At 34.3% G+C, this 9,129-nt stretch carries 12 protein-coding genes and 1 pseudogene; 4 read left to right on the plus strand and 9 right to left on the minus strand.

Features of this window, described 5'->3' with window-relative positions; all coding sequences use genetic code 11:
* From repM to FTT73_RS15400, 3 genes are all read right to left on the minus strand, one after another.
* The coding region (gene repM, locus FTT73_RS15390; RefSeq protein ID WP_180191640.1) for a replication initiation protein RepM at positions 1–745 on the minus strand (745 nt) is incomplete at its 3' end.
* A 587-nt stretch (positions 746–1,332) separates the two neighbouring features.
* Positions 1,333–1,668: a hypothetical protein gene (locus FTT73_RS15395; protein ID WP_180191641.1), complete on the minus strand. Its 336-nt coding sequence runs from the start codon at positions 1,666–1,668 to the stop codon at positions 1,333–1,335.
* Positions 1,669–2,180: 512 nt separating this feature from the next.
* On the minus strand, positions 2,181–2,618 hold the full coding sequence (locus FTT73_RS15400) for a hypothetical protein (protein ID WP_180191642.1): 438 nt from the start codon (positions 2,616–2,618) through the stop codon (positions 2,181–2,183).
* 728 nt (positions 2,619–3,346) lie between these two features.
* On the opposite strand from FTT73_RS15400, the gene FTT73_RS15405 reads away from it, so the two are divergent.
* The 3 genes from FTT73_RS15405 to nadS all read left to right on the plus strand — a co-directional run bounded on the left by FTT73_RS15405 (position 3,347) and on the right by nadS (position 4,540).
* On the plus strand, positions 3,347–3,727 hold the full coding sequence (locus FTT73_RS15405) for a hypothetical protein (protein WP_180191643.1): 381 nt from the start codon (positions 3,347–3,349) through the stop codon (positions 3,725–3,727).
* A gap of 227 nt (positions 3,728–3,954) precedes the next feature.
* Entirely contained in the window at positions 3,955–4,275 is a 321-nt protein-coding gene (locus FTT73_RS15410; protein ID WP_180191644.1) for a type II toxin-antitoxin system RelE/ParE family toxin, read from the plus strand.
* Positions 4,268–4,540: a NadS family protein gene (gene nadS, locus FTT73_RS15415; RefSeq protein ID WP_180191645.1), complete on the plus strand. Its 273-nt coding sequence runs from the start codon at positions 4,268–4,270 to the stop codon at positions 4,538–4,540. The genes FTT73_RS15410 and nadS overlap by 8 nt, the downstream gene beginning before the upstream one ends.
* Positions 4,541–5,488: 948 nt before the next feature.
* Here the strand turns inward: nadS and FTT73_RS15420 are convergent.
* From FTT73_RS15420 to FTT73_RS15435, 4 genes are all read right to left on the minus strand, one after another.
* On the minus strand, positions 5,489–5,722 hold the full coding sequence (locus tag FTT73_RS15420) for a hypothetical protein (protein WP_180018776.1): 234 nt from the start codon (positions 5,720–5,722) through the stop codon (positions 5,489–5,491).
* Positions 5,722–5,997 (minus strand): hypothetical protein, encoded by a 276-nt coding sequence (locus FTT73_RS15425; protein ID WP_180050501.1) that lies wholly within the window; start codon positions 5,995–5,997, stop codon positions 5,722–5,724. The genes FTT73_RS15420 and FTT73_RS15425 overlap by 1 nt, the downstream gene beginning before the upstream one ends.
* A gap of 109 nt (positions 5,998–6,106) precedes the next feature.
* On the minus strand, positions 6,107–6,397 hold the full coding sequence (locus FTT73_RS15430; protein WP_180078332.1) for an addiction module antidote protein: 291 nt from the start codon (positions 6,395–6,397) through the stop codon (positions 6,107–6,109).
* Between the two features lies 1 nt (position 6,398).
* Positions 6,399–6,695 carry a type II toxin-antitoxin system RelE/ParE family toxin gene (locus FTT73_RS15435; RefSeq protein WP_180078334.1) on the minus strand — a complete coding sequence of 99 codons (297 nt, stop codon included), beginning with the start codon at positions 6,693–6,695 and terminating at the stop codon, positions 6,399–6,401.
* 168 nt (positions 6,696–6,863) lie between these two features.
* On the opposite strand from FTT73_RS15435, the gene FTT73_RS16455 reads away from it, so the two are divergent.
* Complete coding sequence (locus tag FTT73_RS16455) at positions 6,864–8,399, plus strand: hypothetical protein (protein ID WP_051142570.1); 1,536 nt, start codon at positions 6,864–6,866, stop codon at positions 8,397–8,399.
* 207 nt (positions 8,400–8,606) lie between these two features.
* On the opposite strand, the gene FTT73_RS15445 is transcribed toward FTT73_RS16455, so the two are convergent.
* Together FTT73_RS15445 and FTT73_RS15450 are read right to left on the minus strand one after the other, a co-directional pair.
* Positions 8,607–8,750 carry a hypothetical protein gene (locus FTT73_RS15445; protein ID WP_001125247.1) on the minus strand — a complete coding sequence of 48 codons (144 nt, stop codon included), beginning with the start codon at positions 8,748–8,750 and terminating at the stop codon, positions 8,607–8,609.
* A 12-nt stretch (positions 8,751–8,762) separates the two neighbouring features.
* Positions 8,763–9,129: pseudogene (locus tag FTT73_RS15450) on the minus strand (DNA-binding protein); the annotation flags it as partial.

Below are 9,129 nucleotides of genomic sequence, written 5' to 3' on the forward strand. Positions count from 1 at the left end.
TCATCTTTGAAAAAAGGTCTAAGGTATTCGGATCTCTTTCTATTGATGGATTATCCTTTTTCTTCTGTTTAAACGTAAAAGAAAAACCTGAAATTGATCGACCTTTTTTATGCTGTTCATATTTTACGGTTATATCCGTATGCTCATTTATTTGTTTAATTGAAAGCTCTAAAACACGCTCTTTTAAATGAGCCATCCGTAAATATTCATTATCAAGAACGCCTAACTTCTTTCTAAATTCTTGTAGTTCTATGGTTGGGGTTTTACCAGCGCTTCGCCACTGAATTAGAAGCTCATATAAGCGAATGGCATAAGCGCTACTAAGACTACTAACTTGCTGTAATTCATATTTAGTAAATTGTTCTTCCAGTCTGGTTATGAAGGGAACAACAGCAGGTGCAAATATTAAGTCTACAGTTGCTTCATTGTCGTTATAAGCAATTTGAGATACCCAACGACTCATAACATTTCGGATATTCCCATTAGCTTTTTTCTCTTGATAGCTAAATTGACGCGCGAATAAATCCTTACAAGCATCTTTTAAGGCTTGATAAGCTGTATTACGGTGTACACCAAACTGATTGATATAACTATCTGCATGAACTTCTAATGGATCATTTGCATTAATCCCTTTCCCACTTTCCCTTGCTTCAACAATAGCCAATAAAATTAAACGTTGTTCTACTAAGTCTAAGTTATAGCTTGCGTTGATTAAGGCATTGTCTTTTACAACTAAATCTCTCATAGCCACTATTTTTTTATTGTGTATAAGTACACGTTAATATTATTTGTGTACTAATGCAAGGTAAACGTAGACATATTGCAAGGTAAACGTGGACATATTGCAAGGTAAACGTGGACATATTGCAAGGTAAACGTGGACATATAAGAGCTAAAACCCTTTCTTCATAAGGCTTTCAAGCCATCTAAAAGCATTTAAAAACTTTAAAATAATTAAAAGCCCAGGAAAGGAAAAATTGCCCTTGGTTTTCGCTTCGCTCAAACTCTATTGAATCTCGCTTTCGCTCGATTCGTCGGGGCAATTTTTAGCTGAATTCTGGAAATGATTTAAATATTGATAAAAGCAAAGTCAAAACAATAAATGGATTCGCTTCGCTCATAGAGCTTTTTTGCTCGCTTCGCTCGATCCAGGATCTAATTTATCTATGTAATTAAGAGTTTTTAGATTCGAATATTAAAAAAATTGTTTTTCAGAGAGTCTAAGCGCGAATTTCAGCGATTTCACTCGTAGACACTCGTTCTGTACCTTTCACTGTGAATTTGAGCTTAAATCGCAAACAAGCAGCATTTAGAGCTATATTTAAAGAGGACTTAGATTAATTCCTTATCATTTGTTCCATGATCAAATTTAAATTTCTCAGGTCGCTTCTGTAGCTTTTCAAGATTTCTTTGAGCATTCGTTATTTTTTGGCTAGAACTAGAAGCAGTATCCAGGTTCACTGATTTTTCTATTTTATTTGAATGTGGCTTTTTTTCACTGATTCCCATTTTACTCAAATTTCGTAAAACTGAACTGTAAGAAATATTGTTCGCTAGCTCAGGTAAATTAGCGTGGATTTCCTTAATTGTATAACCAGCTTCTAGCCGTTTTTCTATTTCTGGTAATACAGAGATGATGAATTTCTTAGCGCCATGTCTGGTGACCATAATGACTTCCTCTTTCTTTGATTTATGCAATTATATGCAACTATGTGCAATTAAGAGCTTTTATACGATTCTATATGAAATTATCTGCAACTATAAGCTTTTAAATGGTTTTTATTCATTTTGATGTGCAATTATATGCATTTATGTGCAATTGAACTTTCAGTGATATTGGCAAGATGTGTAATGTTGGCCAACATGCAAGCATATTTACCCTCATTACTTCCACTTATTCGCCTTTCAGGCTCAACGTGGAATCTTGTCCTGCGGAGCTGCTGGCATAGCCAAAATGTAATTCAAGATGCTTTTGAGATCCTGAGGACGGCCAATATAAGGTCAGTATTAATCAAGATTTTTTAAACATTAAAATCTTGCATTTATGGCCCTGTAAGCTTTTCTGTACGTGAGTTTCAGAAGAAAGTGTATAGGTTTGAGCCTTATATAGTGGCTTTAGCCAGCTGTTCCCTGGTTCGATCCATGACAGCTTATGTGTCGCAACCGCCGGGCCACAGATTTTAAAGTGATCCAGCAGCTTTGTTTTGAAATTCAATTGTGTTCACATCTTTGTTTTTCCAAAGTCTATCTGCACATACTGCATGAAATGCTAAACCAGGAGTAACCTTTATATCTCCCATCACTGTGTTCCTTGTAAATATGTGAGTCCATTCTTTCGGTGAGTCTGGTCTACCTAGATATTTATCATCCAAGTAATATCCACGCGAACACATAACAGTAAAATTTGCCTGGAAGTTATGTTTAGAGTTTGGATAAATCATTTTCATATCAAAAGAACGAATATCATTGTCACTTGTTTTTATTGAATTTTTGTCTAGATAAACTTTTACTAATTCTTCTTTAGGTTGAACAAAAGCATTTACTAATTCCCACTTAGGTTGTTGGGCAAAAGAAACAACAGGAATTATAAAACCAAAAGAGATAAAGAGTTTTTTCATCTTAGATTCTTAATATTAGGGTGAAACAAATATAACCGTAGATGGGGTAAGAGAGTAAAAAAGTTTGATCCATAACAGCTTATGTGCCAGCAACCGCTGGGCTACAGATCCTCATTGATCTTTATTTGAATGAAACCTAAGTGTTACTACGCCAAAGATTAAAACTATGCACGTACAGCCTTCAGAGCTGCATCAAAGTAGCCAATCTAAAAGAGTGTAAAGTGTGTCCCCTTGTATAGTGGCGTTAGCCGTTGTTGTACTTCGCATAAGAGATTTTATGTTAAATAGATTCGATTAGGTGTTTATCTCTATACATCGTAATCTCAGCCTCCATTATAAAACTCAATAAATTCTGAGTTTATGCACGAGTCGTGGTGCCGTACATGATTTTGAACTATTCAAACGCCATTTAAATCAGATTCCTGCAGGGTGTTTTCTCCTTATAAGGGCTACCAAGTGATCTATACCGTGTATCGGAATAGTCTATTGCCATTAAAAGCAAAAAAGCACTGTAGACTAGAGCCTGAGCTAAAACTTTATAACTAAGAAATCAATAAAAGAAGAATTGGAATTGAGCATGTATTTGGGATTTTGAAAACCTTCAAAATTCTTGCTTAGCGATATCGCAACCGTGGTAAAAGACTGGGATTAAGATTCAATTTAATTGCAGGAATCTATAATTTGGAACTGAGTAAAAATGACTTATGAAAAAGCTCTAATGGTGTTTTATGGAATCTAATAAAGGTTATCCTCGTTTTTATATTTTTGCTTGTTTAACTCTAGTTCCTGTTGTGTATTTTGGTTATTTTGCCAAGGAGTATTTTCTTATGGAAAAAGCAAGAGAATATAAAATAAAAAATAAAGTAAATGTTGGATGTTTGTTTTTGGAGAAAAAATATCAAACTAAACATGGTATTGATAAGTTTGAGGTAAATATTGATGGTAATAAATATTTGCTGAGCGATGTTGTTGTTAAAGGTTTTCCGTTTAAAAAAAAATATTATAATTTTCAAAAAGAAATTAGTAATGAAAAAGCTTGTTATAGGGTTTCCTATGTAAAGGTTAAAATTCTATTTTTTAAACGGAGTTTTATTTATGATTTAGAATAGACCTCTTAAATTGGTTAAAATTTAAATATTATTCAACTATATTTTATAATGATTTAGCTAATAAAAAATTAGATAAAAGCCATACTTTCGCAAGGGGGCTATTAATTTGAATGTTAACTTACCCTAAATTAACATAATACTGATTATGCGAAACGAGAGCCTACAGCTCTCGTTTTTTTGTTCTAGAACTGCTAAAATTCTTATACGCCATTGACGTACTTCAACCTATGTTATTCATTGAAACTAGTATTTTTACCAAACAGATCAAAGAGCTTGTGAATGATGAAGAGTATCGTCAACTTCAGCAAGATCTCTTGGTACAGCCCGATAAAGGCGACTTAATCAAGAATGGCGGTGGCATTCGTAAAGTACGTTGTGCTCAAGGCAGTAAGGGTAAAAGTGGCGGTATCCGTGTGATCTATTATTGGGTCACAGAAGATGATCAGATCTTTTTTTTGGTGGCGTATCCAAAGTCTGTGAAAGATAATCTGACAGACAAAGAAACCTCGATCCTGCGTCAATTAGTGAAGGAGCAATTTCATGGATAACAACTTATTTGATGAGCTGGTTGCTTCGATTAAAGAAGCTGGTGCCATCAAACGTAATGAGATAAAGGCCAGTCGAGTCACAGCGCTTGAATTGCCGGATATTAAAGAAGTACGTGAGAAAACTGGCTTAACCCAGGCAGAGTTTGCTGCACGTTTGCATATCAGCGCAAGAACCCTGCAAAACTGGGAACAGGGCCGTCGCTATCCGACTGGTCCTGCAGCGACCTTAATTCGTATTCTAGATGCTCATCCAACTCTGATTTAAAAATTTTAGATAATAAAAAACCCCAGCATCCTGCCGGGGTTTCTCATATTGGGTTGCTAGGTATGACTCCTGTCTTACCTCACGCTCCTGGTGCGATCTTTCTTATTCTTGTTGTTTGGAACATCCTGTTCTCTATGACTTCATCATAGGAAAATTCACCTATCCTGGATAGCCGCAAAGGGCCGAGTTTTATGTGAGCCAAAGCGTACAAAATAGCCTAAATTTTATCCCCAGCAATTGGGTATAGTTTTGGAACCTAGATCCGTATGAAATGGGCACTGATTACTAGATTGATCGTTTTTTAACCGAATTCACTGGCAAAATGTTACAGATTTGCTTAAAAACTCACCAACTTATTACAAAAGCCGATTTTTGTGCATTTTTTGGCTAGAGTGAAATTTTTAAGTTATTGATATATCAATTAATATACAAGTGTACTTCGTATAAGCTCTATTATGTTAAATAGAGGTCATTTGGAAAAGCTATCTAATAATTAAAATGAAGAACATTCCTGTAAAAATGGTTCCAATCATGAAATATATCAAAGGCACAAAATATCTTTGATACCAATGTGGGCTTTTCCCTTCACGGTCTATAAGACATCTTTCATTCCAAGTTGGTATGAGAAATATTAAAGCACAAGATATGAAAACAACTATTTTATTAAAACTAGATAAATCAATAATATAGCTTAAACCACTGTGTCTTTGAGCGAGCAGAAAGAACATAATTATTGGATAGAGTAAGAACCCTAGTAAGAGTCCCAACCACGTTAATGCATTATTACTCACAAAAAAACTCACTAAATTTTAGTTTTTCTAAAATTAACATAATACACGTTATGCGAAATTAGAAAAATGAGTTTATTGCACTGATATTTATCTGTTTTTTAAATTTTAGACCTGGGTTGGTGCCCAGGTTTTTTTATTGCGTATAACAGCCATTATGTTAAATGGGGGGCTTTTTGTAATGCCAGTTTCCTGCCCAGAGGTCATATACATCAAAATTTTTAAGGGCAGCCCAAATATTATCCTCACCAACAAAATCAAGAATATTTGTTGGAATTGATAAGCCAAATAAGTTTTTATCTATAAAGAAGCCTTCACAAGAATCAATAACACCTTTCAAAGATTCAATTATCTCATTCTCGTTCTCGCAACGGATTATGACTTGTAACCCCATTATTCTTTAAACTCCACAGATGCGACTAGGCTTAATTGATTAACTATTTTTTCCTGTATATGGACGTCTATCAATTGTCCTCTAATATCATAAATAATTCGACAATTAGAAATGTGTGATGGTAATTGTGATCGAGTAAATTTAACTCTCGAAAGGTTATATTGGATGCTCATAGTTACTTGTTCATCTGCCTCTAAAGCATGATTGCAAACAAAAATAAATTCTTTATTTTTTTCATTTATAAATTCAGGAGTAGAAGACCAATAATCATACATATGTTAGATATCCAATTTATTTATTTTTTCTAAAATTAACATAATACACGTTATACGAATCTAAAAATGGGAGCCTTTAGCTCCCATTTTTACTATATCTTTCAAATTTTTAGGCATGTTGCACTGTTAGTTTTAAGCCTAAAGCATTCACTACACGATTAATCGTATCAAAACGTGGTGCTGAATCCTGACGTAGGGCTTTGTAGAGTGCCTCACGTCCAATCCCTGCTTCTTTAGCGATTTGAGTCATGCCTCGAGCTTTAGCAATTACGCCAAGAGCATGAGCTAATTCAGCTGGATCATTCTCCTCAAGAACCATGTTGAGATACATCACAATATCTTCTTCAGTTTTGAGTGACTCAGCCATATCAAAACTTGGTAAATCAGCGACTCTAACCATTTTAATCCTCCAATGTTTTCGATAGTTTGACTGCACGATCGATGTCTTGTTGCTGAGTTGATTTATCTCCTCCACCAAGCATTACAATCACTACGTCACCATGTTGGATGTAATACATCCTCCACCCAGAACCGAAGAATTCTCTCATTTCCCAAACGCCATCTTGGAGAGATTTAATGTCTCCCCAATTTCCACGTTGAACCTTATCTAATCTACGATTCAAGCGGATACGGGTCATATTGTCTTTAATGCCATCTAACCATTCATCAAATTCTGGCAGACGTTTAATTTCAATCATGAGGATTCCTTCTCTTCTCACTATATTGTATTCGATCGAATACAATATGCAAGTAATCTATACGAACATCCATTAATTTCGTATAACCGCCATTATGTTAAATATAAGGCTTTTAATACTATAAAAAAAATCATCTAATTGAATGGTAATAATTTTTGAATGTTGAAAATGACTAGAAATAAATTTTTTAAAAGCTCATATCGTTCTAATTTTAGGGGAAAGGTAACGGTTGAGGATGCTCAAAAACATCAACAATATATTGATGGTATGAAGAAAGATGCTGCATTTTATTATCTGGATCATATAGAGAGTTCAATGATCCCACATAGTATGCTTCATAAAATAATTCAAAAATTAAAAACAAAGCAGAATGATAGTTTTACTTTACAGGAAAAAGCTTATCTAATTCGACAAAATCTTAATGCTTTAAATAATTTCGTTGAGGGGGAAATTTCTTTTAATCAATATAAAAAACAATCTATTAATGACAGATTGACATATGAAAAATGTTTAGAAGAAGAACGCATTCGTCTAGAAAAGCTTAGAGAATTGGAGCATATTGAATTACAAAAGCGCCAAGAGAAATTAGCTCAAGAAAAAAGAGTAAAAGAACAGGCTGAGCGTGAAAAGAGAAAGAAATTAGCTCAGGCAAAAAAAGTCAGAGAACAAACTGAGCATGAAAAAAGAAATAAATTAGAAACAGACCTAATTGATGGTAATGCTTTAGTTCTACAGCCTAAAATTAGTAAAAATGATTTAGAAATTTTTGAGAATAAGCTTTTAAGTCTATGCCAAGAGTACTTTTTAGACCTTTCAAAATCAGGGATTTCAATAACAAGCCGTTCAAAAGATATTTTAAAAAAATATAGAGAAAAACAAAAATTAAGCAAATTTGAAGAGGCATATATTCATGAATATACTCTCAAATCTTTAAGTGCTCTTCTGCCAGATTTTCAGAAAAAAATTATCAATAAAGTTGAATTAGAGAGAGCAAAGGAAGAAAAAATTAATCAAAAAACCTTTGAAAAACAAAAAGAATTAATTAAAAAATATGAAATCAATGAACATCAATCAAGTATTTTACCAACAGAATTTTTTGATATTTTGAGTAAATTAGATAGTGAAACAAGGATTTCTCAAGATGAAGCCATTTGGTTAACTACAATAGGAGCGAAGTTCTTTACTACAAAAGTTCGTCACAAGTTTCATCGATTGGAAGCAGATTATTATTTGCATGAATATGCAAATAATACTAAAAATATTTGGAATGCTGTTAATGCAAGCAGTCACTTAAGAAAGTGTGAGGCAAGTATTGAAGCAGAAGGACTTTTAGAAAATATTGCAATCCAGGGTATCAAAGATAAAAAATTATTATCTGCTTACTTTACGACACTTGGTGGTGTCAGACGAGATCTTAATGATGTCAAAATTGCTATTGAAAATGCATTTAAAGCTCATAAGCTAACTCCAGATAATTATCGTCCGTGTACTTTATTGGGCGCTATTTATATGGAAACCCATCAGTATACACTTGGGCATGAGTGGTATGAAAAAGCGAGTAAACTTGGAGCAACAAATCAATCGATTAATGCCGATCTAAAAAGTATTATTGTTAAGATGGATAAAGCTAAACGTAAGGAAATGGTTGAATACTTGTTAAAGTTAAATCCTCAGGCATATGAATGGTTAAAGTCCTTAATATAGTTACTGAGGGGATATGATTATTGAGTTTCTCTAAAATTAACATAATACACCTTATACGAAATGTGTTATAATTTTCCTTATAAATCAATGCTGTAGTTTCTAGTTTATAGCCCAATCACACCCGATTGGGCTTTTTTTATGACTTTTCACGTTCCACGCCTATTATTTCATCAATGTTCCACACTTTTGATTAGCTCAATTGAATAATCAGGATGCCTGGTCTTTTTCTTTTTGGCGTTCATCCAGCTCTTTCTTCAGCGCCTTTTTATCCTGGTACGATGCAATCAGCATGATCGGGATCAGCAGCGGGGCCACAATAATTCCCAGGGCAATGTCTTTCAGTTTCGGCATGATCTCTCTCCCTTAGTCATTATCAAAAACAGCATTTAGTACACGGCCAAATAAACCACGTTTTTTAGGTTGTGGCACTGCCACATTTTGCAACGTGGCATGCTGTAGCGTTTGGCTGTGGTGTGCTGTAGTTTCTTGCTGTGGCACTGCCACGTTTTCTACAATATTTAATTCATTATTCTTTTTATTATCATTGCCTTGTTGTGTTGTCGCATGCTGTGGCATATCGGTGTCGCATGCCGTAGCATCTTGTTGTGGCGCTGCCGTGGCGGGTGCAACAGTTTTTAACTCAATAAGCGTCTGCATACGGTCGATTTGCTGCATTAAACGCTCTTCACGTTCTTGGTATTTTTTAACTTCATTTTCTAAATGAATAATG

Origin of the sequence: Acinetobacter sp. YH01006 (assembly GCF_013420445.1) — a bacterium.
Classification (GTDB): Bacteria; Pseudomonadota; Gammaproteobacteria; order Pseudomonadales; family Moraxellaceae; genus Acinetobacter; species Acinetobacter pseudolwoffii.